The following is a 26,943-nucleotide window of genomic DNA, read 5'->3' as shown; positions in this document are numbered from 1 at the left end:
GACTGTTCAGGGTTGCCGGCGCGCGGTGCGTCCTTGAAGCAAATCAACCGCGCGGGATGCCACCAGTGACGGCAGGCCAGCCAGCCTGTCCGGCGCGGCTTCCGGCGCCTCCGCTGCCGCGGAGAATAGCTCGCTCACTGTTGTGCGGGCGGCATCGGAGTCGAGGCCCCATCCTGCCGCCTCACGCACGAGGTGATCAAGCGTGATGTAGTTCAGCCTCGCCTGGCCTGCCACGGAGTGTCCCGCATTGCTGCTCCTGGCATAGAGCAACAGGGTGGGTGCGGCGTCATACAACGGAGCAAGGGTCACCTCACCGGTTTCCCGGATCAGCACAGAGTAGTTCTTCGAGTGGGCGTCACCGTTGCCGATAAGGAGGTTGTAGCTCACCAGTTTGAGAAGGTCCATCTTGAAAATCGTTGGACTCCGCGTATGCGGCGCCGCGACGGCGGCCACCTGTGCCAGGCGTGAAGGACCCGCAGTGGACTGGTCGTACTTGGCCGCCGATGAGATGCCGAGGACCTGCGTGAAGTCCTCCTGATGGATGCGGTGGTGATCTTTGGTGCGGTCATAGCGTTCCACAATCAGCGCCTCGCGGCTGCCGAACCGCTCCAGGTTGCTGCGGGCGGCGGGAAGGTTGAGGGCCCCGGCCAGGTTCAAAGCCCAGTGCTCCGCAGCCAAGAGGTCTTGGATGGGGGAATCAAACGGGTCCGGTTTGATGATGTGGGTTGACGCGGCACCACCGGAAGGCCAGTACCAACGGCCACCGTCACGGGACAGCAGTATTTTGGACTGCACCCCGCCCAAAGATGTAGCGATGGCAAAATCGGGAGGCAGATCCCAGGTGGGCAGCGACTCGACCGCAGCCACAAGTTCCTTCCGGGACATTGGCTGGAGGCTGCCCCCGCCCGCAGGATCCCTCCCCTCCGGAAGAACCTGGACAGCCCCCGCGCAGTCGCCGCCAACAGCAGCTAGAAGACCCCTGATATCCGTAGACGGGACTTTGTAGAGTTCGGACAAATGCGCCCGGACCTGGCCCTCCGGCAGCAGCCCGTCAAAAAAGTTCAGGACCGCCGGACCGGTGATGGGTTTCGACTGCAGCGGAAGGGACAGGGAGAGGAGGACCGCACCCGCGCCGTATTCGGCCACAACATCCGGCAGATATTCCAAACGCGGGCGAAGCGATGTTCCGGTAAGCCAGGCAATATGCCGGCCGTGCAGCCAAACGGCGAGCCGATCACTCCGCTTCACCTCTTCACATCCAGGCGTGAGAAGCGGGGAATCAAAGCAATATCACGTTCCAGCGCCCTCACCGCCGCCATCGCGGTTTCCAGGGACACGTTTTCTCCCTGCTCAAGCCGGACAACGGTATGCCGACTCGCGTTGATGAGTTCCGCCAGGCCGCTTTGCGTTAATTTGCGTTCTTGCCGCGCCGCCCTCACCGACGCGCCAAATGACGTGGCATCCACCGCCCGAAAGAACGGCGTTTCCGGTACGTGTTCCATATCTTCACCATATCAACCACAAGTGCAAAATGGTGAAAATATGGAACATTTCCTGATTGTGGGTCAAAGTTCAGTATCTTCACCACGCATGCCCACGCGGATGCCATTGTCGGCGAGGAACTCGCGGGCTCGGCCCATCTGGCGGTCGGCGGAGAACGTGTACCACTGGTCGCTGAGGTTCTCGCCGTGGACCGCGTCGCGGAACCGGGAGAAGGCACCTCTGCCTTCGATGGCGCGCTCCAGCCGCTCTCGGATGGCCTCATCCTGCTGCCGCTCGGCGAATGCCGCCATGTCTTGCCAGGCTTGCCGCGAACCGGCGAGGCTGACTCGTAGCCAACAGTCCGGCTCCTCCTCCACATCGATGGCAGCATCCTCCCCAACCATCATCGGGTCAGTGGCGATGCCGTCATACACCTCACCGGTCCGCAAGTCGACGTAGCCGCCCAGCGACAGGTCCACCGCCCCCTCCAGCACGGTGCTAAGCATGTCAAGGTCAACTGGCACCACACGGTCCGACAGCGGCTCGCGCCGTAGGCCAGCCAGCAGGTCCTCGGCCAGCACCCGGTCACCGGCGCCGCCGCGCCAAGTCAGCCGGTTGATGACCGACAGTGCTACCGGTTCAGCTTCCTGACCTCTCTGCTCCAGCGCCATCGGGATGCCCGCCCCCACCTGTTGCAGAGCGTCATCGATGTTGTGCCCTGTCACCGCAGCAAGAAAGCGCTGCGCGTCTCCTGCGCCGATAGCCGTGCGCACTTCGGACACGTCAATATCCGGTATATGCGCGTGTGCGGGCCATGCGTGCAGCAGCATGGGGTGCGGCCGGCCCGGTTTCGCTGGCGCCTTACTCTCGCCGTCGTCGGTGGCCCATCGGCGCCCATACTGGTCCGGGATGCTGCCCCAGCCCCAGTACGGCAGGGGAACGCCAGGACGGATGCCCAATACCTCCAGCGGGTCCACCTTCGCCTCCCCGACCACGCAGCGGTGGGTCCAGCCGTCACCGAGGTCAAACGTGAACTGAAACTCGGCCCCCGGCTCGACCGTCCGCACGACCTTGGCTACATCAATGTCAATCGGCGCGATGATCGGGCCCCGGACCGATGCGGCCATCTCGGCTCCTGCTTCTTCATCGGTGATGACCCGGCCGTCGGCGAGGGTGAACGCCGATAGGTGCGAACGATCCCACCGGGCGAAGGCGCCGTTGATGGCGTTGGCGAGATCCATAAAAGTGTGCGACGGTCCGACCGCGAAGATACGCCCTGGCCACGGCCACAACTCCTCACCACGTCCGCCGAGCAGTTCCACCGTCACCGATAACCAGGTTCGTGCCATAACTCAAGAATGGCATGGGTCGAAGCCTCTACTGGCAGACCCAGGACCGCAAGACACTCAAGCGGATCAACACCCTCATCGAAGACACGCTGCGCGATGATCCCTTCGAGGCACTATTAACAGCTGGTCCCCGAAGCGCCAGCGACGAGGGACCGCCCGGTCTTGATGGTACGGGACGGCACAGTCTCCCCCGAGGCGCGTAAGGGCAGACACTCTCAAGATAGGTGGGCGCCAAAGCCGCCCGCCCAGACACGAGAAAAAGGAGGCCGACGACGACCCCCAGTGTCGCCGTCGGCCTCCTTTTATGCCCGCGCGGTGGTGCTATCCCCCGCAGGGCGGTGGGAGCCTATGCCGCCGTAGGAAGCGTTACGTAGCTGCCCTCGATGGTGCCCGCGGCAACAACGGGAGTGCCGTCTACTGTGACATAGCTGCCACGGGTGACCGGGGGCAGGTTTCGGGCGCCAGCAACGGTGACATAGCTGCACTCGACGCCGGCGGAGACGCTGCCGGCGGGGAGAGTCACGTAGCTGCCGCCGCGCACTGCTGTGTCAGCGACAGTGGTAGCGGCCTTAAGGATGGTTTCGGTGCGTTCGGTCAGCAAAGTCATAAGTACTCCGTGGGGTTTTGGGATGAGGGCCGTACAGGTTCTTGTGCCGCTCAAGCAGGAGGGGATGCACGTTGTGTCGCTCGCCCCGCTGGCCCGGGAATGTTCACCAGTGCGGTACTCAAGGGCTACGGCGGCCTGCAACTAACTTTACAGGCTTATCGTGAGCTACTCAGAATAAGGTGGGAAGGCTCACGTTTAGGCTAGGTAGCTATGCATAGGGATTTCACCCCTGTTCGCCGTCCTCTGCCAGGACTAGTCTGATCCGCATCAACGTCCACCGCCGTCGAGGAGCCGTCATGACCGGGTTTGTGCAGATCATCGAATTCAAGACTTCCCGCATCCAGGAGATCGAAGAACTGGGCCGTCCCTCAAGAACCGAGGGAAGCACGCCGGCCACGTTCCGCCGGATTGTTGCCACAGCGGACAGGGACCACCCGGGGACCTACTTCACCATCGTCGAATTCGAGTCCTTTGACTCGGCAATGGAGAACTCTGGCCGCCCGGAAACCTCGGAGTTCGCTGCCAAGATGGCGGCCCTGTGCGATGGACCCGTGATCTTCCACAACCTGGATGTCATGTGGGAAGACACCGGAGACGGCGCGGGCAACGGCTAACAGCAGGACCACTGTTTGCCGTGGCGGGACCTTGGGAGACTTCGCAGTTGGTTTCCCGTTCCGGGCGGCCGGCCCGAATGGAGTGCGCGAAAGATCAACGCAAAATTGCCTCAAGAACGAATCGTTCCATCCCCTGAAGAAATAGCATCACGGCAATAGCCGCACTAAAAATGGGGAAAAATGAATGCAATTGGTCTCGCGGAGGCAACGCACGGTCCCAACGATTCGGGGCCGTTTTACCACGGCACCAGGGCAAACCTGCAGGCCGGGAACCTGTTGGTCCCCGGCGACGCCTCAGGCTTCGAGGCGCGAGGGGCGACCACCCATATCTTCGTCACCGATTCCCTCGACGCGGCAAGGCTGCATGCTGAACTCAGCGCAGGCGAGGGAAGAGGCAGGATCTACCGGGTGGAACCCACCGGCCCCTTCGAGGACCATCCCCACGTGAGCGACGAGGGGCTTTCCGGCACGTATGCCCGGTCCTATCGCACGCACGAACCTATCCGTGTGCTGGACGAAGTCCGGGGCTGGCAGACTCACTGCACCGAGGCGCGGGGCTTCGATCCATCCTTCGACTTCCAAACCGACCAGCCAGCGAGGACCAGCCGAGACCCGGACAGGGTCAGTCCGAAGCTCCGGTCGCTCCATCAGGTCCTGTGGACAAAGAGGCTGAACTCCGGGGTGCTTTTCGCCCCGACCGTGCCGCCAAATCCTCGCGATGGCTACCTCACCTTCACCGACGCTTCCGGGGCCAAACATTGGTTCGGCAGCGACGCCATCACCAACTCCTACACCAGGTGGATACGCCCGAGGAATCTGGCCGACGCCGTCGCCGGACTCACTGGGGAGCAGCAGGCACGCTACCTCAAACCGCCGTACACCATTGGCAGTGCGATGATCTGGCCCGTCAGGAATAAGGACCGGCCCACCATCAACCAGGCACGTGGGATCAGGCCGCTGATCGCCGACCGGATGGACCTCACCCTGGAATGCATCCGGCGCCACTACGCAGGAGAGCCCCAGAGCCCCCTCGCCGATGTCCTCACCGCCTACGCGGACTTCTTCGCGCTCTTCGACGGATTCAAGGAGTTCGTGGACTTTTTCCACTTCCAAGACCTCGTGACGCCCGACTACAGCGAGGTTCTGTTCTTCCTGCCGTTCGACAACTTCAAGCATCGCGGGACACCGGCCACAACCGAGGAGTACGTGGCATACCGTGAGGCCACGCTGGACTTCATCGAACGACGAACCCGTCGGATAACCGAGTGGCTTAGGGACAACTGCCCCGACACCGACGACGACGGCGAGTAGCGCGCCGACGCGGGGCCGCCGAGAACGGCGACAGCGGCACTTTTTTGAAAGTACGACGGCGGCGCGCACCTTGAGTGCGCGCCTTGCCGACGCTGATGTCAGACCCCCGGTTCATGATGTTCTTATGGGCACTGATGCATCGGGCGGCGGGGTTGAGCGGGCGCTGCCTCCTGCCGAGTCTGCTGCTTTGGCCGGGCCGTCAATGGCTGCCGGCCAAATTGTCGTACCCCCGTTAGAGGATGTTCGTATGGGAACCAGGGCGGGGACGGGGACAGGTATGGAGGCTATCTATGCCACCGTTGCTGCTCTCGCCGCGCTCGATGCCGAGGACGCTGCCCTCTCCTCCGCCGGTGTTTCGGCTGTAGCCGGGGACGGTGTGGATGTGCTGGCGCGGGCGTACGAAATTCGGCTGGAACGGATGGGGCTGGAAAAGAAGCTGGAGGCCCAGGCCGCGGCCCGGAAGGCCAGGTCCGTGGCCGAAGCCATGGACCTGCAACACGCGATGACCCCACCAGACGCGCCCCTGTATGAGCGGACCTACACCGAGATGTCCACGGTTGCGGAAATCGGCGGGATCCTGACCATCAGTCCCGGGGCCGCGTCCGCGTTCGTGGATCAGTCCCGGCAGGTGTGCGCATTGCCGCCGGTCATGGACGCCCTCTCCACAGGCAGCCTCTCCTGGCAGCAGGCACGGATCTTTGCCGACGAGACCGAGGCTTTGGACCATCCCGCCGCGGCCGCTTTGGTGGAGCACTTTCTCGACCCGGACGCCCCTCACGCGGCGAGGGGTTGCCCCGCGCCGAAGTTGGTGCCGGGCCGGTTGCGGGCCAGGCTACGGGGCTGGAGGGAACGCCACCACCCGGAATCGATCGAGAAGCGTCACCGCAAAAGCGCCGCGGACCGGCGGGTTGAATTCACCCCGGACCGGGACGGGATGGCCTGGATCGCCGCATACCTGCCAGCAGACCAGGCGCTGGCGATCTCGAACCGCATCACCGCCACCGCCCGCAGCCTCCAAGGACCCAACGAAACCCGCACCCTCACACAACTCAAGTCCGACGACTTCGCCAGACGCCTCCTCACCAACAGAACAGCCACCATCCCCACCACAGTCTCCGTCCAGGGCGAGGGCGATGCGCAGGAGGGCCTGCTTGGCCTGGCCACTCTCGTCGGCTCCGATGAACCCACGGCAGAGTTCTACTGCTTCGATACCGTCGCAATCAGTGACCGCCCGGGCCAGGCTGAACCGGTGTTGAGCGGAACCACCACAGATCCGGATGCAGGCAAGGTCCCCACGCCCCGCGCCGACGTGCTCGTCACCGTCCCGTTCTTCGCACTCCTGGGCCTCACCGACGAACCCGCAGAGCTAGACGGTTACGGGCCCATTCCCGCCTCCATGGCCCGTCAGCTCCTTGCCGGCGGCGCCGAATCCTTCCGCAGGGTCCTGCTCGACCCCCGCGACGGAACGCCCCTGGAAATCGGTCGCACCAGTTATCGACTCACCAAGGCGATGAAAAAAGCGTTGCAGCTGCGGGACGGCAAGTGCGTCTTCCCCGGCTGCAACAACAACTCCTTCGACAACGACACCGACCACCTACTGGCGTGGCAACACGGCGGAACCACCGGAATCAGCAACATCGCACAGCTCTGCCCATCGCATCACCGCTTAAAGCACAACAGAGACTGGGAGCCCACTGCCGCGACCAAGGATGAGCCACCCGGCTGGACATCACCCACCGGCCGCCACTACCAGGCCGAACAACCCGACCGCGAACCACCACAATGGCCGCCGGGCGTCCTCCCGCCCGAGATCAGTCCCTCGACAATCGTCCCGCCGAAATTCAGTGGGTCGGAAATCAGTCCACCCGAAACTAGTTCATCCCAAGTCAGTCCGCTGGAAGGGCTGCTGCTCCAGCGTTTGTCCGGATGATTGGCCACATATTTAAGGTGCTAGGGCGACCGGGGCTAAGCCTCCCCTGCCCTGTTTTCCTGCCGCGCCCAGCGTAGGCACCGCCGTCGTACGTCCACACGCAGAAAAGCCCTGGCACGAACGTCGTGCCAGGGCTTTCCCCCTCCGCCCAACAGCGGAACTAGGTGTAGCCGCTAACCGGCGACCTGGAACGTCAGCGTCTCGGTGAATGTCCGGCCGTACACATCGGTGGCTGTGACGGTTGCGGTGTGCTCGCCGGCTGCCAGGTCGGCGGGCAGCTGCAGCCGCCACAGGTGCATCGAGCGGTCGGCCAGGCTTCCGCCGTTGACCAGCTGCTCCTGAACGGCCACCGGATCAGAGTACTCAGCGCCGACCAGCTGGCCTTCGCCCTTCATCTGCTGCGTGCGGACCGCCTCAACCGTTTCGCCGCCGTCGAGCTCTACCTTCACCGTGGATCCGGTGCTGCCCATCCAGAAGTTGCTGGTCAGCCAGGTGCTGTTGGCCAGGTCGTCGCGGGAGACCGTCAGCGGGTCAGCGAATGCGGGGGCGCTGCCCTTGTTGGCGAGGTTCTGGGCGTACCAGTCGCGGTAGCGCGGCGTGTTCAGGCCCAGGGACATCTGCAGTGACTCGTCCTCGCCGCGGACGGTGAAACGCTCCTGGAACTCGGTGTTCTTGATGTCCAGCGTCAGCACGCCCGGCAGACCGCCGTCGCGCTGGTAGGCGAGCGGGTAACCGTCGGCGGTCTGGCGTCCGGAGTACCAGTCGCCGGAGATGGCGCCGGCGGTGATGTGGTTGAACGGCAGGGCGTCGATGCCGAACAGCTCGGACCAGCCCGCCAGGGAGTCGCCCTTGCGGAGGTTCTCGATGCTGTGGGTGTGACCGCCCAGCGCGACCACCTCGCGGCCTTCGAGGATCTCGTAGACCTCCTTGACCTGCGCCACCTGGTGCTTGCTGCTGCCCTGGTCGGCGTAGTCCAGCAGCGGGATGTGCGCGGCCAGGACGATCAGCTGGTTCTTCGGCACCTGGGCGATGTCATTGCGGAGCCATTCAAGCTGCTGCTCGTCCAATGAACCGGTGTAGTCGCCCTTGGCGGCCGGCTGCTTGGTGGGGAATTCCACGGTGTTCAGGGCGACGACGTGGGCCTTGCCGGCGTCATAGGAGTAGTACTCCGGGCCGAGCTTGGCCTTAAACGTGTCGAACGTGTGCTCGCTGGTGGTGGCGTCGAAGTCAAGGTCGTGGTTGCCGGGCAGGAAGCGGGCCGGCCCGTTCAGCATGCCGGACAGCTCACGGGTCTGTGGGTACAGCGAGAGGTCATCGCCCACCACGTCGCCGATGAACAGGGCGCCGCAGCCTGCGTAGTCTGTGCGGGCCGCCAGGTCGGTGAAGGCACCGGTGCGGGCGTATTCCACCTCGTCCTGGTCGTAGGTCTGGACGTCGCCGCCGATGACGCAGTGCTGTTCGGGCGACTGGGTCAGGCCGCTCTTGGCCAGCGGGAAGTTCACCTGGTCTGGCAGCGGTCCGGTGGGCTCGAGGCCGCCGAACTTCAGCTCAGGGGAACCCGCGGGCAGATGGTGGTAGAAGAACTGGGCCACGTTGTCCGCATCCACCGGAACCTGGTAGCCGCGGGGCTGGGTCACGGACACAGTCATGTTGTCGAACGCCGGCAGCTCGTAACGGCCTTGGCTGTCCGTCTTCGTGACGTCCCGCCCGTTGGATACGGTCACCCCGGCCAGGCCGCGCTCGTTGCCGTCCTGCACGGAGTCCTGGTCCGCGTCGACGAACGCGACGCCGTCGATCACCTGCTGGTTCTCGTCAGGCCCTTCCACCACGTTGACGCTGCCGCGGTAGGCCGAGGCGGCCCAGTCGGTGGTGTCGGCGGCGTTGCCGGCGGAGGCGTTCAGGAGAGAGGCCGCGGCAATGATGGCCAGGGTGCTGGCAGTCAGGGCCAAGGGCCGGGCGGGATGGAGCTTGGACGGTCTGGCAATCAAGTACACGAAGGTCCTCCGGGTCGGGTGAATGCTGCCGGCCGTTCTGGCCGGCGCATCCACCCTCACAGGGCCGGGTGAACGGTCACCCACGGGCAAGCCACGGGAAGGGGACGGGCATGTAACCACTCGTTGGGTAACGGGCGACGGCGGCACTCACCCGGGTGCCGACGTCGTCGATGTGCTCCGTCCCCGGCTTCCTCCGGCACGGCACCCCGCACAGTACAACGCTGCTGACCAGCACTTTTGCCCCGTCATCAACTGCGGCTGATTCTGAAACCGAACTCTCACTGTGATAGTCCGGTAGGCATGTCTTCCTCATCCGCACCCTCCACCACGGCCTCCGCTGCCGAAGAACGCAGCGCCCGTGTGGCCGTCACCCTGTTCCCCCTGCTGATCCTGGCCGGAGGCGCCGTGGCGCTTGCCGCTCCAACTGCCTTCAGCGGCCTGAGCCCCTGGATCAACCCGCTGCTGGGAATCATCATGTTCGGCATGGGCCTGACGCTCACGCCGCCTGACTTCGCCATCATTGCCAAACGCCCCGTTCCGGTGGTGATCGGCGTGGTGGCACAGTACGCCATCATGCCGTTCCTCGGCTGGCTGATAGCCATGGCGCTGTCCCTGCCGCCGGCGCTGGCCGCGGGCGTGATCCTGGTGGGCTGCTGCCCCGGCGGCACCGCTTCGAACGTGGTGTCCTACCTGGCCAAGGGCGATGTCGCCCTGTCCGTGGCGATGACCTCTGTTTCCACCCTCGTCGCTCCCCTGCTGACCCCGGTGCTGGCACTCTGGCTGGCCGGCCAGTACATGCCCGTTGATGCGGGGTCCATGGCGTGGTCCATTGTCCAGATTGTGCTGTTGCCCGTGCTGCTGGGACTTGTGGTCCGCCTCTTCCTGCCCCGGCTCGTCAACAAGGCGCTGCCCGCCCTGCCGTGGATCTCGGTCATTGCCATCACCTTCGTGGTGATCGCTGTGGTGTCGGGAAGCGCAAAGGCCATTTTCTCGGCCGGTCTGCTGGTGCTCGTGGCTGTGATCCTGCACAACGGCCTGGGCTATGCCCTCGGGTACGGTGCGGCCCGCCTGTGCCGGCTGCCGATTCCTGCCCGGCGTACCACCGCGATTGAGGTGGGCATGCAGAATTCGGGCCTGGCCGCAGGGCTGGCACGGACGTATATGACCCCTGAAGCGGCTCTCCCCGGTGCCATCTTCTCCGTGTGGCACAACGTTTCCGGTGCCGTGCTGGCCGCCTACTGGCGGCGCCGAAGCACTCCCGCTCCGAGCCAGGGCGAGAAGGTTCCCGTGGCTGTCACCGAGTAGCCGACGCGGCCACCAGCACAGCACTGCGCACGGCCCTGCGCACAGCACTGCGCCGCGGCTCACGCGGCGTACGCTGAAACCATGGCAGCCCTCGGCAGCTCTCGGCGCACCCTGACGGGACGCGTGAAGGCGGTCTACGCGAACCTTCCCTTGCCGCCGGCCGTGGTTGCCGCGATGGCCCTCGATCTCCTCCTTGCCCGGCACCGGCCCCTGCCGCTTCCCGGCCCCCGCTCCGTTCACAGGGTGGCGGGTGCGGGGCTGGTGGTGGCCGGCGCCGGCCTGAATGCCTGGGCCCTGGCCGAACGCCGACGGCGATCGGCGGGCCCCTTCGAGCTGGAACGGCCAGAGGAGCTAGTGGACACCGGGCCCTATGCGATCACCCGCCATCCCATGTACGTGGGCTGGTGGCTCATGCAACTCGGTGCGGGCGCGATGGCCGGCTCCTCCTGGGTTCTCGCACTGCTGCCGGCCGAACTGCTGGTGGAGCACCGGTTTGTCCTCGAGGAGGAGTCCGAGCTCGTGCGGCTGTTCCCGCAGCCCTACCCGGACTACGCGCAAAAGGTGCCGCGCTACCTTGGGCTCCCCCGCACGCAGGTTCCTGCGGCTGGAACTCACGCGCCGCCGTCGTACGCTTCAGCCGCTGCCATAGGAAACCCACAGGTCCACGCCCTACCATGGCCCTCATGAAAGCTGCCCGCGATGCCCGCTCTGCCGCCGTTGTGATCAACGCCGGATCACGCCGCGGGGCGGCACACGAACTTGCCGTGGACGCGATGCGCAAGGCAGGCGTGCCCATCTCCGCCGTGCACCCCGTGCTGTCGGGGGCGGACCTGGCCGGGACCCTTGACCGGGTGCTTGCGGACGGGCATGACCTGGTGGTTGTCGGCGGCGGCGACGGGACCGTGTCCTACGCCGCCGGCCGGGTTGCCGGCACCAACGTTGTGCTCGGCGTTCTGCCGCTGGGCACCGCCAACGACTTCGCCCGCACACTGGAAATACCGAACAACCTTGCCGAGGCGTGTGCCACCATCGCGGAAGGAAAGGTGGTGGATATCGACCTCGGGCGGGCCAACGGCGAGCCGTTCCTCAACGTCGCGTCCGTGGGCCTGTCGGTGTCTGTAACCGAGGCCCTGAGCCCCCGGCTGAAGCGATACATCGGGCCCCTGGCGTACAGCTTCGCCACGATTCTGGCCTATACCCGGCACAAGCCGTTCCGGGCCCGCCTTGAGTTCCCGGACGGCGACCACGAGCCGCTGGAACTCGAGGACCTGCTTCAGGTGGCCGTCGGCAATGGCCGGCACTACGGCGGCGGCAACACGGTCTCCCCCACCGCCGGAATCGATGACCACATCCTTGACATCTACGCCATCGTGGCCGGGCCGCTCCGGGAGCACGTGAGCATCGCACGGCTGCTCAAGGACGGAAGTTTCATCAAACACGACCGGGTGCACCACCTGACCAGCCGAAGCGTCCGGGTGGTCACCGAGCCGCCGATGCCGGTAAACCTCGACGGCGAGATCGCCACCACCACGCCGGCCGACTTCACCATCCAGCGCAACGCCGTCCACGTGGTGGTGCCCCAAAGCAGCACCAGCGCGCTGTTCGACGGACCGGGCGCCGCGAACTGGCCGCCTGTTTGAACGCTTGTCAGCCCTTTTGGTCGCGCACACATCTCCTGTGGCTATCGGCGAACAAACCGCCACAGGGGCGTCACCTCGGCCGCGCCTGCCGCGAACAATAGATCGTCGCGGTCCAACGCCGTCGGATGCGTTGGCTGTGCACGGGACGGTCAGTACTCGGAGGCAGTGTGTTGCCGCTGGCTGGGCTGTGTCAGTACCGGCAGTGCGTCGATCTTTACCAAGGCGCGGTGAATGGCGACCATGAGCATGAAGAATCCGACTACCCCCAGCAGTAACCCGAAGACCACTACTGCAATGGAAATTGCTGCCATGCCGCTATTGCTGCCGCTGGTAGCGAAATACACACCGAAAAACGATGCAGCCCAACTGAGAAGTGGTCCGCCGACTAGGAGTGAAATGCCGGTGACAAAAAGACCCGCTGAACGCTTGAACCGCATTTTTTCCCCCGGTGTTGTCTATTAGTCCCAAAAGTACAGGACCTGCGGAGGTTTTATTTGGACGTTGCGCGTGCCCGGAGTTGTCCGCAGTTTGCGACAAAGGTGAGCCGGTGGATTCGGCCGCATACGCAGTCCCATTGGTTGGCCGCTTCACGAGCAGGCGTCGTTCGAAACGGGCCTGGATGGCCGTGGCTATTCGACCCAAGGCGCTGTTTACGAAACACGCACGCCTCCCGCACCTCTCCCCTTACTGTTGATGAGGCAAGTCACGTAACCGTTTACGTAAACCGTTTGCGTACCTGCCCCCAGCCCGCAGTACAGCCAAGGAGAACCAGTGGTAACCATCAGGGACGTCGCCATGCACGCCGGCGTATCCCCCGCTACGGTCTCCCGGGTGGTCAACGGGCTGGTGGGCTACTCGGACGAGACCCGCGAGCGCGTGGAGGACGCGGTCCGGAAGCTCAGCTACGAAACCGACTCGCTGGCGCGCGGCTTGAAAACCCGGCAGACCTCGGTCATCGGGCTGCTCGCGCCCATGGTGTCGGACGCCCTCGCCTCCCAGGTCATGCAGGGCGTGGAGGAGGAGGCCCAGGAGCGCGGCTATGCCGTCATGCTGGGCCGCACCGGCGCCAAGTCCGCCTACATCGCCAGCTACCTGCGGACCCTGCGCACCTACCGGGCAGCAGGCGTCATCCTGGTCTCCGCGGTCATCAAGCCCGAGATCCGGCAACTGCTGGGACCCACCGTCCCGGTCATCTCCGTGGCCATCAGCGACAAGTCGGGCTCACCCAGCGTGGCCATCGACGACGAGAACGCAGCCTATGACGCGACCCGTCACCTGCTGAAACTCGGCCACCGCCGGATCGGGCTACTCACCGGCAATCCCGAATCCGTCTTCGTTGCCCAACCCCGGCTGCGCGGCTACCTCAAGGCCATGGCCGAGGCCAAGTGCGAACCTGTCACCGCCACCGGAACCTTCTTTTACGAAAGCGGCGCCCCGGGACTGGACCATTTGCTCCAGCAGGACCCCGACCTCACCGCCGTCTTCGCCATGAGCGACGAAATGGCCGCCGCCGTGGTCAACGAACTACAGAAACGCGGCCGCCGCGTCCCCGAAGACGTCTCCGTCCTCGGCTTCGACAACACCTCCACCGCCCTGCACGTCCACCCGCCCCTGAGCACCATGGCCCAGCCGCTGGAGGAAATGGGCCGCATGGCCGTCAAGAAACTCCTCCGCTCCCGCGACCTCGGGCCGCGGATCATGCCCCACAAACTCATCGAACGCGGCTCCACCGCCCCGCCGCCCGCGGCGATGCCCGCCCAACAGACCTAACCCCCACACAGCAAAACCCCCACCCAAGGCAACGTCCGGCACTTCCTGGTGCCGCCGTCGTCGTACTCCCCTGCGCCCCAAAAACCAGCCACCCAAACAGGCAAGAACCCCACTGAAGGAGCATCACATGAGGCAGCGTCGCCACACCTGGCAGACACTTTTCACCACCACCGCCCTGGTGACGGCAGCCGCCGTCGGCCTTACCGCGTGCGGCGGAACCACCACGGAGCCGAAGGCCGCCCCGAGCGCGGCCGCGTTCGAAGGCAAGGGCCCCATCAACTACGTCTCCAACCGCGATGCCTCCGGCGCCGCGAACAAGAGCATCGAGGAGTGGAACGCCGCCCACCCCGACGAGAAGGTCACGTTCATCGAACTGCCGGACTCCGCGGACCAGCAGCGCCAGCAGCTCATCCAGAACGCCCAGATCAAGTCGGACACCTTCAGCGTGCTGAACCTGGACGTCGTGTGGACCTCCGAGTTCGCCGCGAACAAGTGGATCATGCCGCTGCCCAAGGACGCCGTCCCCACGGACACCATGATCCCCGCCACCGTCAACGCCGCAACGTACCGCGACTCCCTGGTGGGCGCCCCCTACTACACCGACGGCGCCCTGTTCTACTTCCGCCAGGACCTGCTGACCGCTGCCGGCATCGCCGCCCCGCCCACAACCTGGGACGAGATGAAGGCAGCCTGCACCAAGATCCTGGCCCTCCCCGACGCCGCCGGGATGTCCTGCTACACCGGCCAGTTCGACAAGAACGAGGCCCTCACGGTCAACTTCGCCGAAGCCGTGGCCTCCGCCGGCGGCACCGTGGTGGACGCGGACGGCAAGCCCACCGTCACCACCGCCGAAGCCAAGGAAGGCCTGAACCTGCTGGTGGACGGCTTCAAGGACGGGCTCTTCCCCTCCGACGCCATCACCTACCTCGAGGAACAGGGCCGCCGCGCGTTCCAGGACGGCAAGCTCGTGTTCATGCGCAACTGGCCCTTCCTGCACGCTTCCCTGAGCGCCACGGACGGCTCCAGCCAGGTGGCCGGCAAGTTCGGCATCACCTCCATCCCCGGCACCGACGGCCGCGGCGTCTCCACCCTGGGCGGCCGCAGCCTGGCCATCTCCCCGTTCACCCCCAACAAGGCCACGGCGCTGGAATTCGTCAAGTTCTTCACCAGCGAGGAACAGGCTGCCAAGCGCCTCGAACTCAGCTCCCGCGCCCCGGTTTACGCCTCGCTGTTCGAGGACCCGGCCGTCGTCGCCAAGCGCCCGTTCTTCCCCACCCTGCTCGAGTCCCTGAACACCGCGCAGCCGCGCCCCAAGGTGGTCCAGTACGGCGCCACTACCAAGGCCATCCAGGAAGAGGCCTACGCCGCCATCACCGGCGCCAAGGACACGGACACTGCCCTGAACGACATGCAGGCCAAGCTCACCGAACTGACCAAGTAGGCGCCTCATGACCACAACCACCGCCCCGCCCGCCGGCGCGCAGACCGGCGCACCCGCCACCAGCAAACGCGGCAACCGCTCCCCCGGCGAAGGCCGCATGGCCGCGATGCTGCTCTCCCCCACCCTCCTGGTGCTGGCCCTGGTCATTGTGTACCCGCTGCTCTCCGCGGTGCACCAATCGCTGTTCCGCGCCGAGACCGGCCTGGACGCGGACGGCTTCGTCTCCGAAGTGGAATCCTTCGTAGGGCTCGCCAACTACGCCGACCTCTTGGCGGGCGAATCCGGCCGGCGCTTCCTGAACGCCTTCGCCAACACCACCTTCTTCACGGTCACCACGGTGTTCCTCGAAACCGTCCTGGGCCTCTGCCTGGCCCTGGCCATGAACCGCGCCTTCCGCGGCCGGTCCTTCCTCCGCGCCAGTATCCTGGTCCCGTGGGCAGTGCCGACCGCCGTCTCCGGCCTGCTGTGGCGCTGGATCTTCCAGTCCGACGGCATCGCCAACAACCTGCTCGGCAGCGAAATCCTCTGGACCGCCGAAGGCAACGCCTCCAAGCTGGCCGTCATCATCGCCGAAGTCTGGAAGACCGCCCCGTTCATCGGCCTCCTGGTCCTGGCCGGGATGCAGATCATCCCCGGCGAGGTCTACGAAGCCGCCAAGATCGACGGCGCCGGCTGGTGGCGCCAGCTCGGCTCTATCACCCTCCCGCTGGTCAACCCCACCCTCCTGGTGGCCGTGCTGTTCCGCATGCTCGACGCGCTCCGCATGTTCGACCTGCCCTTCGTCCTGGTGGGCCCCGGCAAGGAATCCGTGGAAACCCTCTCCATGCTGGCCTGGGACGAATCCAACCAGCTCCGCTACGGCTCCGCCTCCGCGTTCGCCGTGGTCCTCTTCCTGTACGTCGCCGTCGTCGCCATCGTGTTTGTGAAGGTGCTCGGCGCGGACGTCACCGGCGCCAAGGAACTGAAGCGCGTCTCCAAGAAGTCCCGACTCAAGGCAACCCGCACGCTGGCTATCGCTGACCACGACATCGCTGACCAGAAGAAGGCCGAGGCCACCCGATGACCATCTCAGACCTCCGCAACGCCGCAGCCGATTCGGGCGCGACCGGTTCCGGCGCACCCAACGCAACTGCCGCCGTCGTACCCCTCCGCCCGAAGCAGAAGCGCACCTGGCGCGCCTACTCCGTCTACGTGGGCCTGGCGCTGATCTTCGCCTACTGCTTGGCGCCGTTCTACTGGATGATCGTGTCCAGCCTCCGCCGCACCGCCGACATCTTCGACAACACGCTCCTGCCCGCGCCGTTCTCGCTCGAAAACTACGTGAAGGTGTTCGACGGCTCCACCATGTTCGGCCAGGCGCTGCTCAACTCCCTGATCGTCGCCGGGACCACCACGGTGTTCGCCCTGATCCTCGGCGTCTTCGCGGCTTACGCCATCTCCCGGCTGAACTTCCGGTTCAAGTCCGTGATCCTCGGCGTTATTATTGCGACGTCGATGTTCCCCGGCATCTCGGTGGTGGTGCCGCTGCTGCGCCTCTTCACGGACATCGGGTGGATCAACACCTACCAGGCGATGATCGTGCCCAACCTGTCCTTCGCCATCCCGCTGGCCGTCTGGAACCTGACCACGTTTATGAAACAGCTGCCGTTCGACCTCGAGGAAGCCGCCATGATCGATGGCTGCACCAAGTGGCAGGCGTTCCGCCGGGTCCTCCTCCCGCTGGCCGCGCCGGGCGTGTTCACCACCGCGATCCTGACCTTCATCCACAGCTGGAACGAGTTCATCATCGCGTTGTCCATGATCAACAACCCCGCCGTCCAGACCGCCACCGTGGCCATCTCCAAGTTCACCGGCGCCACCGAATTCCAGGCACCGTTCGGTGAGCAGATGGCCGCCGGCGTGATCGTCACCGTCCCGCTGGTGATCATGGTGCTGGTCTTCCAGCGCCGCATCGTGGAAGGCCTCACAGCGGGAGCGGGCAAATGATCGCTTCAGTCCGGAAAGCGCACGACGGCGGCGCCCGCCTTGGAGGTCCGGTCACCGGGCAGTGGTGGGACTCCGCCGTGATCTACCAGGTGTATCCGCGCTCCTTCGCGGACGGCAACGGCGACGGGGTGGGCGACCTCGCCGGCCTGGCCGCACGGCTGCCCTACATCGCATCGCTCGGCGTGGACGGGATCTGGATGACCCCGTTCCAGCCCTCGCCGCAGGTGGACCAGGGCTATGACGTCAGCGACTACTGCGGCGTGGACCCCCTGTTCGGCACCATGGACGAGTTCGATTCTCTCTTGGAGCTCGCCCACTCGCTGGGGCTGCGGATCCTGCTCGACGTGGTCCCCAACCACTGCTCCTCGGACCATCCGCTGTTCCAGGCTGCGTTGGCGGCAGGTCCGGGTTCGCCGGAACGGGACATGTTCCACTTTGTGGAGGGCCGCAGCTCCGGTCCTGGCTCGGTTTCCGACCTTCCGCCGAACAACTGGCAGAGCGTCTTCGGCGGCCGGGCCTGGTCCCGCGCTTCCCCGGAATCCGAGACGGACACCGAGTGGTACCTGCACCTCTTCTCCCCCGGCCAGCCGGACTGGAACTGGCGGAACCCGGCCGTGGGCGACTACTTCGAAGGTGTACTCCGGTTCTGGTTCGACAAGGGCGTGGACGGGCTCCGGATCGACGTCGCGCATGCCCTCTTCAAGGCCGACGGCCTGCCGGACGCACCGTCCGCCACCGCCGTGGTGGACGGTCTGCGGTCCAACCCGCTGGTCTCCGATCAGGAGGACGTCCACGACGTGTACCGGCGCTGGCGGACCCTCGCCGAGAAGTACCAGCCGCACCGCCTGCTGGTGGGCGAGGTCAACCTGGAACCGGCCCGCGCCGCCCGCTACACCCGCGCCGACGAGATGCACCAGGCGTTCGCCTTCGCCTTCGTGAAGCTCGGCTGGGATCCTGCGGCATGGGCTGCCGTCGGGGCGGAACTGGAGGCAGCTCGGCTGCTCCATGGCGCCTCCCCCAGCTGGGCGCTGGAGAACCACGACATTGTCCGCTCCGTGACCCGGTTCGGTGGCGGGGACCGTGGTGCGCGCCGCGCACGGGCCGCCGTGCTGGCGCTGCTCGGACTGCCCGGCGCTGCCTACATCTACCAGGGCCAGGAGCTCGGGCTGCCCGAAGTGGACGTCCCGGTGGAGGCCCGCGTGGATCCCATGTGGGCCCGCGGCGGCATCACCCGCGACGGCGCCCGCGTGCCGCTCCCCTGGACGGCGTCTCCCTCGATGAACTATGCCTTTTCGTCGGTGCCGTCGGCGGCGGCCCCCTGGCTGCCGCAGCCCGAGGGCTGGGGGAAGTATGCGGTCGAAACCCAGCAGCAGGACCCCGGTTCCATGCTGGCGCTGGTGACTGCCGCCGTCGGGCTCCGCCGCGAGCTGTGGGAGCAGGGCGTATTCACCGCGGACGACGGCGGCAGTTGGTGCGTCGAGGACGGGAACCTGCTGATCTGCGAGCGCAGCCCGCGGTTCCTGGTGGCCGTGGCGATGGATACCGTGCCGGTGCGGCTGCCTGCCGGGACGGTGCTGGCGACTGCGGTGCCGCTGGAATCGGACGGGTGGCTGCAGCCGGACAATGCTGCGTGGGTGCTGCTCAGCTAGGGCTGGCCGGCTGCGCAGGACCTGACCCTAGGACTTCTGCAAGCCTGTCCAGCGACTCCGGGCTCGCGGCCAACTCCACTTTGCCCCCGTTCGTCAGCAGGGTCATGGCGTGGAACCCGTATGCCGGCAGGTATTTGCGCTCCTTGCCGCTGACTTTCCGGCGCTCCGGAAAAACTTCCTGCACCGTGAAATCAGTTGCCCGCCCTGACGGCTCCAGGTTGTCGTAAACAGCAGGCTGGAACCGGATAGCCCCGGCCCCGGGAGTTGCGATGCCCTGGTTCCAGATGCCGCTGAGGGAACCTGGAAGAGAGTCGGGGGTAGCGGATAAATACCCTGAACTGGCCGTGTTCGTCGAGCCGCTGCTTGGTCTTGCGCATGTTTCGAATCTGGAACAGCGCCAAAAGCCAGTAGACCAAAGTGTAAAAGAAGGCGGTGAACAGGGCGTCCACCGGATCGTCCAGGTCCACGACGAGCCAGACGGCAGCGGTTACCACGAAAAAGAGGACGTACCCAAGCGCGAGTGCCAGGTACGGATGCTGCCGGACCCAGTTCTTCACGACCTCCCTGATGCGGGGGCGATCTGTAGTGCGACTCATCCGGGTCGGGCCTGGTCCAGAGCCCGTAACAGCCCGTCAGGATCGCCGACGTCGTAAAAGGCCACCGTCTGTCCCATCCCTAGGCTGAAAAAATCGAGCCCGGTGTTCTGGTACATGCCCACAAAGCCCAGCAGGCCCTGGTACCCGAACGTCACGCTGACGTGCCGCCCGTCCCGGGACCTGTCCACCTTCGTGGGCATGCCGGCGACAGGGGAATCCGCTACTGATCGTTCGCCCGTGCAGACGATCGCCCGTGAAGTGGTCAGCCCGTAGACCGTGGCGAGCTTCCGCCGCCTTTTGACAATGAAACGGCCGAAGATGAAGTAGAGGCCCAGCAGAACAAAGGGGATGCCCCAGAGAATAAACAGGGGCTGCCTGACATTGGTGATGGCCATGACCTCCCAGACGACGGCAAAGCCTCCCCAGAGAAGACTGAACGGCACTAGGAAAGCGTCAGCCCCGGTGAACCGAACGCGCGGATCGGGCTGTCCCACCCACAACAACTGCTCACCCTGGCGGAGAAGGGGAAGAATGCGGCTTCGTGGGTCGCTCATGCCCGAAGTCTTGCACAGGCCCCTCCCCACAGGAATGGGCAGGCTTTATTCAAGCCTGGCCAGGCTCAGGAGAGCCCGCCGGAAAGGCGGCACCAGCCAGGCAACGGCGGCAACCGCTAAGACCCCGCCGGCTACCAGTACCACCGGCAGGCCGTCAAAGGGTTCCGCGCTGCCCGGCTGACCCGTAGTGGAGGCGACAGCCCCTGAGGGTGACACCGCCGGCGACGGCGCGGTGGCCGCCGTCGGGCTCGCGGAAGCAGTGGGGACTGCCGCCGCGCTCGCCGCCTCGGCGGCCACCGGTTCAGCGGGTGCCACCTCCGCCGCAGGCGCCGGGGCCGCCGCGGCCGGAGCGTAGTAGCCGTCCACTGTCGGCGGGACGTAGACGGGAACTGGCATGGGAACAGGAACCGGCGCGGGCTGCGGGGCTGCCGGTACCGGAGCAGGCTGCGCCGGCAGGGGCTGGACCGGACCCGGCTCGACAGGAACAGGCTGGATCCAGGGCTGCTCCACGCTGGGAGCCGGCGGAGTGGGAACGTACGTGGGTTCCACGGGCACGGGATCGGGTTCCACGGGGACTTTGCCGTCATTCGGGTCGTAGCAGTACCGGATACCGTCGGACATCCAGCACACGTACTCGGCATGTGCCGGGGCGGGTGCCAGAAGCATCGCACCTCCGGCCATAAGTGCCACTGCGACAGTGCGCCGCAACGTCGTCATTCCCACGATAGTTTCCCCCAAAACAGTGGCCGGCCAGCGGCGATGCTCCGATCCTACCGCCATAATCCGCGCAGTCTCAGACGCGACGGAGGAGGCCATGCACAGACCCGGAAACCATCTTTTCCAGTTCGGCGGTACCCGGCGGCTTGAGCAGGCCCACGGCAGGCCGCCCGCGCCTCACCGGTTCCCCGCCCTGCGGTCAGGCCGCGAGTGCGCCGCCGTTGCGGCTTCGTAGCCGGGGCCGAAGGGCAGCGTGGCCATGTCCAGCATGGGGTTGGTGTCCTGGGTTGCCACCAGGTGGCGGGCAGCTTCCTCCGAATCCACGCTGGGCATTGACCCGGGCAGGTGCCGCCCGGCGGATTCGGGCAGGAAGTAGATGGTCACAGCGGCGATGGCCGAGGTGGCCATGAGGTAGTACGCCGGCATCAGGTCATTGCCTGTCAGTTGGATCAGGCTCGCAATGATGAACGGGGCGGTGCCGCCGAAGATGGCCACGGCGAAGTTGTAGGCGATGCCCATGGCCGCGTACCGGTTGGCCGTGGGGAACAGTGCCGGCAGAGCCGAGGCGAGATTGGCGACGTAGAACGTGACGGGGAACGCCACCATGGACAGGCCTGCGATGGTGGCCGGGATGGTTCCGACAGAGAGCAGGAGGAACGCGGGGAGCGCCAGGACCACCGTGCTGAGGGCACCTATCCAGAGGACGGGGCGCCTGCCGATCCGGTCCGAGAGACGGCCGGTCAGCGGGATGCACAGGGCCATGACCACCAGGACCGGGACGGTCAGGAGGGTGCCGTTGACCTCGTCGTAGCCCTTGTTGGTGGTCAGGTATGTGGGCATGTAGGACGTGAGGGCGTAGCCCACCGTATTGGCCGCGGCCACCAGGACCATGGCCAGCATGATCCTTTGCCAGTGGGCCTTGAAGATTCCCACCGGGCCCATGGGTTTGAGCACTTCACCGGTCTCGGGATGCCTGGCGATCTCGGCCTCTGCCTCGAGGGTTGCCTGGAACGCGGGTGACTCCTCAATCTTCATCCGGAAGTAGATCGCGACGATGCCGAGGGGCCCGGCAATCAGGAACGGTATGCGCCATCCCCAGGCCTCCATCCCGGCCTGGCCCAGCGTCAGCTGGAGAACGGACACCAGGGCGGCGCCGAGGGCAAAGCCCAGGTAACTGCCCATGTCCAGGAAGCTGACGAAGAACCCGCGGCGGTGGTCCGGGGAGTGTTCACTGACGAACGTGGTGGCGCCGGCGTACTCACCCCCGGCGGAAAAGCCCTGGACCAGCTTGGTGATGACCAGCAGCACGGCAGCCCAGATGCCCAGCACCGCGTACCCCGGCAGCAGGCCGACGGCGAAGGTCGCCGCAGCCATCAGCATCAGGGTCATCGCCAGGACTTTCTGGCGGCCGATCTTATCGCCAAGCCAGCCAAAAAAGACGCCGCCCAGCGGACGGGCGATAAACGTTGCTCCGAAGGTTCCCAGCAGGAACAGGTTCTGCACGGCTTTGTCTGCTTCCGGCAGGAACACCGGCCCCATGGTGGTGATCAGGTAACCGAACACCCCGACGTCGTACCATTCCATCGTGTTGCCCACGATCGTCCCGCCGAGCGCTTTCCGCAGGGTCCGGTGGTCAACAACGTTGACGTCTGAAACGCGGAGACGCCGTTTCTGCAGAGGTTGCTGTGTCACGTCCGCACCACCTGCACATCAAAGGGGCGCCTTGGCTGCTGTACCGGCACTGTGATTCCTCCAGTGGACACGCGCCACCCGACGGATAGCGCCGTCTTTGGCGTTGGACTTACCGTGATGGCGAGGCCAAAGTGTCCGGCAACCGTGCCGGGCTGTCGAGAAAAGCCGGATGCCCGGTCCGTCGGAGAGAACTTCTGGTCCGGTCCTGTCCCGGGTCACGTCGGCTTATTAGTGCTGCTCCGATCATTTTGGCACCGCTGCCCGGGCACATCAATGGAGCCCCGGTGATTCGCCCGTATGGTGTTGTCAGGCACGAGCGAGCAAGGGGATGCGATGACGGAAACAACCGAGGCACAGCAGACTGTCGAACAGGCCGGTTCGCTGGAGCTGATCCGGGTTCCCGCGTGGGAAGCCAAGTACACCCTCAGCGACAACCCGGAAGAGCTTGCCCATCTGATCTGCTGCCGCGACCTGGAATGGCGCCGTGCCCTGTGCGGGTACGTCGAGGAAGACCCGAAGCTCCTGCATGACTCCGAGAACATCTGCACCATGTGCGTCGAGACGGTGGAACGGCTGGGGGTGTCCCTCGGAGACAGGCAGTGCCCCATCGACCAGCGCGAGTGTCCCCCTGACGATGAGGTCCACAGGATGATTGACGAGCGCGTCTCCCCCTCCCGTCCCTCCACCAGTTGATTGCGCCGCTGCGGCTGCCCGCGTGATCATGAGATTGGGACAGCGCAACGCCCCACCCGACATTTTGGAGTGGTCCTCATGCCTGAACGTCACATCAGAGTGCAACGTAGCATGTCTGCACCCACGGCTTCCGTCTGGGCCCTGTACGCCGACTTCCCGAATCTCGCGAAGCACTGGAGCGGCCTCAGGTCCACAAGAGCGATCGGTAGCCAGACCAGCGGCGTGGGCGCCCGGCGCCGCATCGAGCTGAAGCCGATGGGCAGGATGACGGAAACCGTCACCGTCTGGGAGGAGGGCCGCCGGATGGACACCCAGAATCAGCCGAGCAAATCGGTGCCGTTCAAACAGGCCAGATCATCGCTCACGCTCACGCCCGACGGCGACGGGACGCTGGCCACCTTCGACTACCGGTATGTCCCCCGGGGCGGCCCCGTCGGCCGGCTCACCGGGCCTCTTATCGACAGGATGCTGACGGCGACCTTCACCGACATGCTGGCCGCCACCGGGAAGGCCGCCCGCGCGAACGGGTAGCTGCCCGTGCCAAGGGAGGACCCAACCCGGCTGGCCGATTCCCGAGGTGGGTGAATTCGCGACCAACGGCCGTTAACCTCCCCTCCAACTCCCCGCACCAAGCGCGCAACCTCGCCTCCCTAGCGTGGACGGGTCGCCGGCGGACCGCCGGCCCCGCTATTCCAGGAGGAACCCCCATGTGCCCAGTCCTGACTGCCGCGGCAACAGCCGCCCTGATCGCCGCCATGGCGAGCCCCGCCGTCGCCGCCCCGGAAAACGGTGCCGGCGCACCGTCGTCGAACGCTGCCGGTGCCGCCACCTCCGATCTGAAGGTCAACGAACGCAACGGGTCCTTTGACCTGCAGAGCCACCGCGGCGGCCGCGGCGAATGGACCGAGGAGTCCCTCGCCGCGTTCACAAATTCTTTGGCGCTGGGCGTGACCACCCTCGAGCTGGACACGCATCTCACCGAGGACGGCCAGGTGATCGTCTGGCACGACGACACCATCTCCGCCACCAAGTGCCTGGACACCGCACCCGCTACCGCCGGCGACGCCGAATTCCCGTACGTGGGCGACCGCGTGGCCGAACTGTCCTTGGCGCAGGTCAAGACGCTCAACTGCGGCTTTACCCAGCTGGGCGGCTACCCCGAACAGGACGTCATCGAAGGCAACCGGATCGCCGAACTCAAGGATGTCTACCAGCTGGTCCGCGACACCGGCGCCGCGAAGGTCCGCTTCAACGTGGAGACCAAGGTGGAGAGCAGCGAGGTGGGCGGCGCCGGCATGGAGTCCCTTACCCGCGCGGTGGTGGCGGAGATCCAGGCGTCCGGCATGTCCGAACGCACCACCCTGCAGTCCTTCGACTGGTCCTCGCTGAACCTCACCCAGCAGATCGCGCCGGGCCTTCCCCTGGTGGCGCTCTCCAGCGGCGACGCCTGGATGGGCGTGGGCCAGCCCGGCGCCAGCCGCAACCTTGGCGGCATCGACATCGACGACTACGACGGTTCCCTGCCGAAGGCGGCTGCTGCCCAGGGGTACGACGTCGTCTCCCCCACGTTCCGCTCCGTCACCGCCGGGATGATCGCCGAAGCCCACGGACTGGGACTGCCCGTGGTCCCGTGGACCGTGAACACCACCGCCGACATGGCGCGTCTGATGGACCTGGGCGTGGACGGCATCATCACCGACTACCCCACCCGCCTGCGCACCCTCATGGAAGAGCGCGGCCTGAAGCTGCCCAAGGCGTACGAGGTCCAGGGTTAAACCATTCCCCGGCCGAGTTCTGCGTCACTTATAGACTGCTGTGGCATGCGTCCCTCGATTACTAGGAGCAACTCATGAACTACAGCGGAAGCCCGTCCGAAAAGCCCGTCGCAGCAGGTGACCTCGACCGCAGCCATATCGGCCAGAGTGTGAGCTTCCAGGCGAATGACTTCACGGTTGTCTTTGGAACCATCGCCGGCATCGCCCGGACGGACGCCCAGGTCTACCTGTCCCTGCAGGGCGTGGGCGGCGGAACCCACCTGAAGGATGAGTACGACCTGCCTGTCGGTCACAACGTCTACCTGCAGATGGACCCGTTGAGCAGCGCCGGAAAATCACTGTCCGATGTGGAGCGGGTCATCAAGGAGAAGTTCGACGAGATCAAGCACAACCTTCGGGACCGGGACCAGAAGACCGGGTCCGAGTAACCGGCCTTAACTCAGAGGAACCCCGCAACGCCAAGCGCTGCGGGGTTCCTCTTTTGCTTGGCCTCTTGACCGGGCTACCGGCGGACAAGCCGCCACAGGGAGGTGACCTCGGCCGCGCGCGCCTCGTACAGGGGATCGTCGCGGTCCGATGCCTTGGGATGCGTTGGCTTAGTGTCGAGCCGTTCCGCCACCGTCAGCCCCGCCGCCCCGATGGCCTCCAGCAGGTCCTCGCGCGTCCGCAGCCCCAGGTGCTCGGCCAGGTCGGAGAGGACAAGCCAGCCCTCACCGCCCGGCTCCAGATGGTCGGGGAGTTCGTTCAGGAAGCGGAACAGCATCCTGCTGCCGGGATCGTAGACGGCGCTGTCCAGGCTGGAATGCGGCGTGGCCGGAATCCACGGCGGGTTGCACACGATCAGCGGCGCCCGTCCGGGCGGGAACATGTCGGTCAGGACCGCCTCGGCACGGTCCTCGACACCGAGGCTCCGGAAATTCTCGGCAGCGCAGGCGATGGCACGCGGTTCATTGTCCGTGGCCACCACGCAGCGGACGCCGCGGCGGGCGAGGACGGCAGCGAGCACCCCGGTGCCGGTTCCGACGTCGAACGCCAGCGTCTCAGCGGGCAGCGCGGCGGCGGCCACAAGATCCACATACTCACTGCGGGTGGGGAAGAACGTGCCGTAGTGCGGGTGGATGCGGCCTTGCAGGGCATCGACGTAGACGCCGTTCCGCCGCCATTCGTGGGCGCCGATGGCCCCGACGAGCTCATGCAGGGACACCACGGACGGTTCGCCGATATCGCCGTACGCCTCCGCGGCGGCCGCGCGGATATCCGGTGCGCGGCGCAGCGGCACCACCGGGCCGGGATCAAGGGGAATCAGCATCAGGCCGAGAATGCGTGCACGGTGCGAGCGTGACTGGCGGTGCCGGTAGAACTGGTCGGCCGGAGTTCCTGCGGTCTTCTTCCCGGCGCCGATCCGCCGGTCCAGGGCGTTGAGGATCTGCCGCGCGTTGTGGAAGTCACCGTGCCAAAGCATCGCGATCCCCTGTGACGCCATCCGGTTCGCATCATCGGCCGTGAGGGAGTCGTCCACCACTTCCACGCGCGTCGGCGCAGGCCTGCCGTTTGCCGAACGCCAGCGCGCGGTCTTGCTCTCCCCCGCCTCGATCCAGGTCACGACGGCGGGTTCACCCGCCGCAGCCGTTCGCGCCGGTTCCGGGTCCGGCGTCGGGATTGTGGCGGGAGCTGGTGTGTCAGTACTGATGAAGGATCCATTCCGAGAGTCCGGGGCCGATCGGAGACTGACGATTTGCAGCGGCGATTCGACGACGTCCAAGGCTACGGCCCAGCATTCCAGACCGTCAGCCGGCTGTGAGGCGCGCTTGGTCGATGGCCGCTGGAGCCCTTGGACT

27 protein-coding genes are annotated in these 26,943 nt (G+C 65.9%); 16 read left to right on the top strand and 11 right to left on the bottom strand.

From position 1 onward, the window contains the following. Positions 1-6 precede the first annotated feature (6 nt). From IDT60_RS04595 to IDT60_RS04585, 3 genes are all read right to left on the bottom strand, one after another. A complete protein-coding gene (locus IDT60_RS04595; RefSeq protein ID WP_191081049.1) occupies positions 7-1,248 on the bottom strand; it encodes a type II toxin-antitoxin system HipA family toxin in 1,242 nt (413 codons plus the stop codon). Next, complete coding sequence (locus tag IDT60_RS04590; protein WP_191081048.1) at positions 1,245-1,502, bottom strand: helix-turn-helix transcriptional regulator; 258 nt, start codon at positions 1,500-1,502, stop codon at positions 1,245-1,247. The genes IDT60_RS04595 and IDT60_RS04590 overlap by 4 nt, the downstream gene beginning before the upstream one ends. Before the next feature lie 63 nt (positions 1,503-1,565). Beyond that, a complete protein-coding gene (locus IDT60_RS04585; protein WP_191081047.1) occupies positions 1,566-2,831 on the bottom strand; it encodes a UPF0158 family protein in 1,266 nt (421 codons plus the stop codon). A gap of 14 nt (positions 2,832-2,845) precedes the next feature. On the opposite strand from IDT60_RS04585, the gene IDT60_RS04580 reads away from it, so the two are divergent. Continuing rightward, on the top strand, positions 2,846-3,034 hold the full coding sequence (locus IDT60_RS04580) for a type II toxin-antitoxin system YoeB family toxin (RefSeq protein WP_191081046.1): 189 nt from the start codon (positions 2,846-2,848) through the stop codon (positions 3,032-3,034). Positions 3,035-3,177: 143 nt separating this feature from the next. Here IDT60_RS04580 and IDT60_RS04575 read toward each other — a convergent pair whose 3' ends face one another. After that, complete coding sequence (locus IDT60_RS04575; protein ID WP_191081045.1) at positions 3,178-3,438, bottom strand: hypothetical protein; 261 nt, start codon at positions 3,436-3,438, stop codon at positions 3,178-3,180. Positions 3,439-3,734: 296 nt separating this feature from the next. Between IDT60_RS04575 and IDT60_RS04570 the strand changes: the two genes are divergently transcribed. From IDT60_RS04570 to IDT60_RS04560, 3 genes are all read left to right on the top strand, one after another. Next, positions 3,735-4,052, top strand: a complete 318-nt coding sequence (locus IDT60_RS04570) for a hypothetical protein (protein WP_191081044.1) — start codon at positions 3,735-3,737, stop codon at positions 4,050-4,052. Between the two features lie 180 nt (positions 4,053-4,232). Continuing rightward, positions 4,233-5,363 carry an NAD(+)--rifampin ADP-ribosyltransferase gene (locus IDT60_RS04565; protein ID WP_223883880.1) on the top strand — a complete coding sequence of 377 codons (1,131 nt, stop codon included), beginning with the start codon at positions 4,233-4,235 and terminating at the stop codon, positions 5,361-5,363. A gap of 277 nt (positions 5,364-5,640) precedes the next feature. After that, a complete protein-coding gene (locus tag IDT60_RS04560; protein ID WP_223883879.1) occupies positions 5,641-7,293 on the top strand; it encodes an HNH endonuclease signature motif containing protein in 1,653 nt (550 codons plus the stop codon). Between the two features lie 173 nt (positions 7,294-7,466). On the opposite strand, the gene IDT60_RS04555 is transcribed toward IDT60_RS04560, so the two are convergent. Next, a complete protein-coding gene (locus IDT60_RS04555; RefSeq protein ID WP_191081042.1) occupies positions 7,467-9,287 on the bottom strand; it encodes a calcineurin-like phosphoesterase family protein in 1,821 nt (606 codons plus the stop codon). A 300-nt stretch (positions 9,288-9,587) separates the two neighbouring features. On the opposite strand from IDT60_RS04555, the gene IDT60_RS04550 reads away from it, so the two are divergent. The 3 genes from IDT60_RS04550 to IDT60_RS04540 all read left to right on the top strand — a co-directional run bounded on the left by IDT60_RS04550 (position 9,588) and on the right by IDT60_RS04540 (position 12,232). Continuing rightward, complete coding sequence (locus IDT60_RS04550) at positions 9,588-10,592, top strand: bile acid:sodium symporter family protein (RefSeq protein ID WP_191081041.1); 1,005 nt, start codon at positions 9,588-9,590, stop codon at positions 10,590-10,592. Positions 10,593-10,673: 81 nt separating this feature from the next. Beyond that, entirely contained in the window at positions 10,674-11,279 is a 606-nt protein-coding gene (locus IDT60_RS04545; RefSeq protein ID WP_191081040.1) for an isoprenylcysteine carboxylmethyltransferase family protein, read from the top strand. Next, positions 11,276-12,232: a lipid kinase gene (locus tag IDT60_RS04540; protein ID WP_191081039.1), complete on the top strand. Its 957-nt coding sequence runs from the start codon at positions 11,276-11,278 to the stop codon at positions 12,230-12,232. Before IDT60_RS04545 ends, IDT60_RS04540 begins: the two co-directional genes overlap by 4 nt. A gap of 149 nt (positions 12,233-12,381) precedes the next feature. Here the strand turns inward: IDT60_RS04540 and IDT60_RS04535 are convergent, their stop codons facing one another. Then, complete coding sequence (locus IDT60_RS04535; protein ID WP_191081038.1) at positions 12,382-12,543, bottom strand: hypothetical protein; 162 nt, start codon at positions 12,541-12,543, stop codon at positions 12,382-12,384. Between the two features lie 460 nt (positions 12,544-13,003). Between IDT60_RS04535 and IDT60_RS04530 the strand changes: the two genes are divergently transcribed. From IDT60_RS04530 to IDT60_RS04510, 5 genes are all read left to right on the top strand, one after another. Then, positions 13,004-14,002, top strand: coding sequence for a LacI family DNA-binding transcriptional regulator (locus IDT60_RS04530; RefSeq protein ID WP_191081037.1), 999 nt, complete (start codon positions 13,004-13,006; stop codon positions 14,000-14,002). Positions 14,003-14,129: 127 nt separating this feature from the next. Beyond that, entirely contained in the window at positions 14,130-15,443 is a 1,314-nt protein-coding gene (locus IDT60_RS04525) for an ABC transporter substrate-binding protein (RefSeq protein ID WP_191081036.1), read from the top strand. A 7-nt stretch (positions 15,444-15,450) separates the two neighbouring features. Beyond that, entirely contained in the window at positions 15,451-16,506 is a 1,056-nt protein-coding gene (locus IDT60_RS04520) for a carbohydrate ABC transporter permease (protein ID WP_191081035.1), read from the top strand. After that, the gene (locus tag IDT60_RS04515) at positions 16,503-17,429 is read left to right on the top strand and encodes a carbohydrate ABC transporter permease (protein WP_191081034.1); all 927 of its coding nucleotides are present in this window, start codon (positions 16,503-16,505) and stop codon (positions 17,427-17,429) included. The genes IDT60_RS04520 and IDT60_RS04515 overlap by 4 nt, the downstream gene beginning before the upstream one ends. Continuing rightward, on the top strand, positions 17,426-19,078 hold the full coding sequence (locus IDT60_RS04510; RefSeq protein ID WP_191081033.1) for an alpha-amylase family glycosyl hydrolase: 1,653 nt from the start codon (positions 17,426-17,428) through the stop codon (positions 19,076-19,078). Before IDT60_RS04515 ends, IDT60_RS04510 begins: the two co-directional genes overlap by 4 nt. A 191-nt stretch (positions 19,079-19,269) precedes the next feature. Here IDT60_RS04510 and IDT60_RS04505 read toward each other — a convergent pair whose 3' ends face one another. The 4 genes from IDT60_RS04505 to IDT60_RS04490 all read right to left on the bottom strand — a co-directional run bounded on the left by IDT60_RS04505 (position 19,270) and on the right by IDT60_RS04490 (position 22,637). Next, complete coding sequence (locus IDT60_RS04505; RefSeq protein WP_191081032.1) at positions 19,270-19,635, bottom strand: hypothetical protein; 366 nt, start codon at positions 19,633-19,635, stop codon at positions 19,270-19,272. A gap of 35 nt (positions 19,636-19,670) precedes the next feature. Further along, on the bottom strand, positions 19,671-20,228 hold the full coding sequence (locus IDT60_RS04500; protein WP_191081031.1) for a hypothetical protein: 558 nt from the start codon (positions 20,226-20,228) through the stop codon (positions 19,671-19,673). A gap of 45 nt (positions 20,229-20,273) precedes the next feature. Beyond that, positions 20,274-20,945: a hypothetical protein gene (locus IDT60_RS04495; protein ID WP_191081030.1), complete on the bottom strand. Its 672-nt coding sequence runs from the start codon at positions 20,943-20,945 to the stop codon at positions 20,274-20,276. 177 nt (positions 20,946-21,122) lie between these two features. Continuing rightward, positions 21,123-22,637, bottom strand: coding sequence for an MFS transporter (locus IDT60_RS04490; protein WP_191081029.1), 1,515 nt, complete (start codon positions 22,635-22,637; stop codon positions 21,123-21,125). Between the two features lie 333 nt (positions 22,638-22,970). Here IDT60_RS04490 and IDT60_RS04485 point away from each other — a divergent pair, with 333 nt between their 5' ends. The 4 genes from IDT60_RS04485 (at position 22,971) to IDT60_RS04470 (ending at position 25,533) form a co-directional block, all read left to right on the top strand. After that, positions 22,971-23,330 carry a hypothetical protein gene (locus IDT60_RS04485; RefSeq protein WP_191081028.1) on the top strand — a complete coding sequence of 120 codons (360 nt, stop codon included), beginning with the start codon at positions 22,971-22,973 and terminating at the stop codon, positions 23,328-23,330. Between the two features lie 78 nt (positions 23,331-23,408). Beyond that, positions 23,409-23,861, top strand: a complete 453-nt coding sequence (locus IDT60_RS04480) for an SRPBCC family protein (RefSeq protein WP_191081027.1) — start codon at positions 23,409-23,411, stop codon at positions 23,859-23,861. A gap of 176 nt (positions 23,862-24,037) precedes the next feature. Continuing rightward, positions 24,038-25,105: a glycerophosphodiester phosphodiesterase family protein gene (locus IDT60_RS04475; RefSeq protein WP_191081026.1), complete on the top strand. Its 1,068-nt coding sequence runs from the start codon at positions 24,038-24,040 to the stop codon at positions 25,103-25,105. Between the two features lie 74 nt (positions 25,106-25,179). Beyond that, the gene (locus IDT60_RS04470) at positions 25,180-25,533 is read left to right on the top strand and encodes a hypothetical protein (RefSeq protein WP_164201843.1); all 354 of its coding nucleotides are present in this window, start codon (positions 25,180-25,182) and stop codon (positions 25,531-25,533) included. A gap of 74 nt (positions 25,534-25,607) precedes the next feature. Here the strand turns inward: IDT60_RS04470 and IDT60_RS04465 are convergent, their stop codons facing one another. Continuing rightward, positions 25,608-26,708 carry a class I SAM-dependent methyltransferase gene (locus tag IDT60_RS04465; RefSeq protein ID WP_191081025.1) on the bottom strand — a complete coding sequence of 367 codons (1,101 nt, stop codon included), beginning with the start codon at positions 26,706-26,708 and terminating at the stop codon, positions 25,608-25,610. Between the last annotated feature and the right edge of the window lie 235 nt (positions 26,709-26,943).

It is taken from the genome of Pseudarthrobacter sp. BIM B-2242 (genome assembly GCF_014764445.1).
Taxonomy (GTDB): domain Bacteria; phylum Actinomycetota; class Actinomycetes; order Actinomycetales; family Micrococcaceae; genus Arthrobacter; species Arthrobacter luteus_A.
Note: the sequence above shows the minus strand (reverse complement) of the source record. Positions and strands in the feature narration are given on the sequence as shown.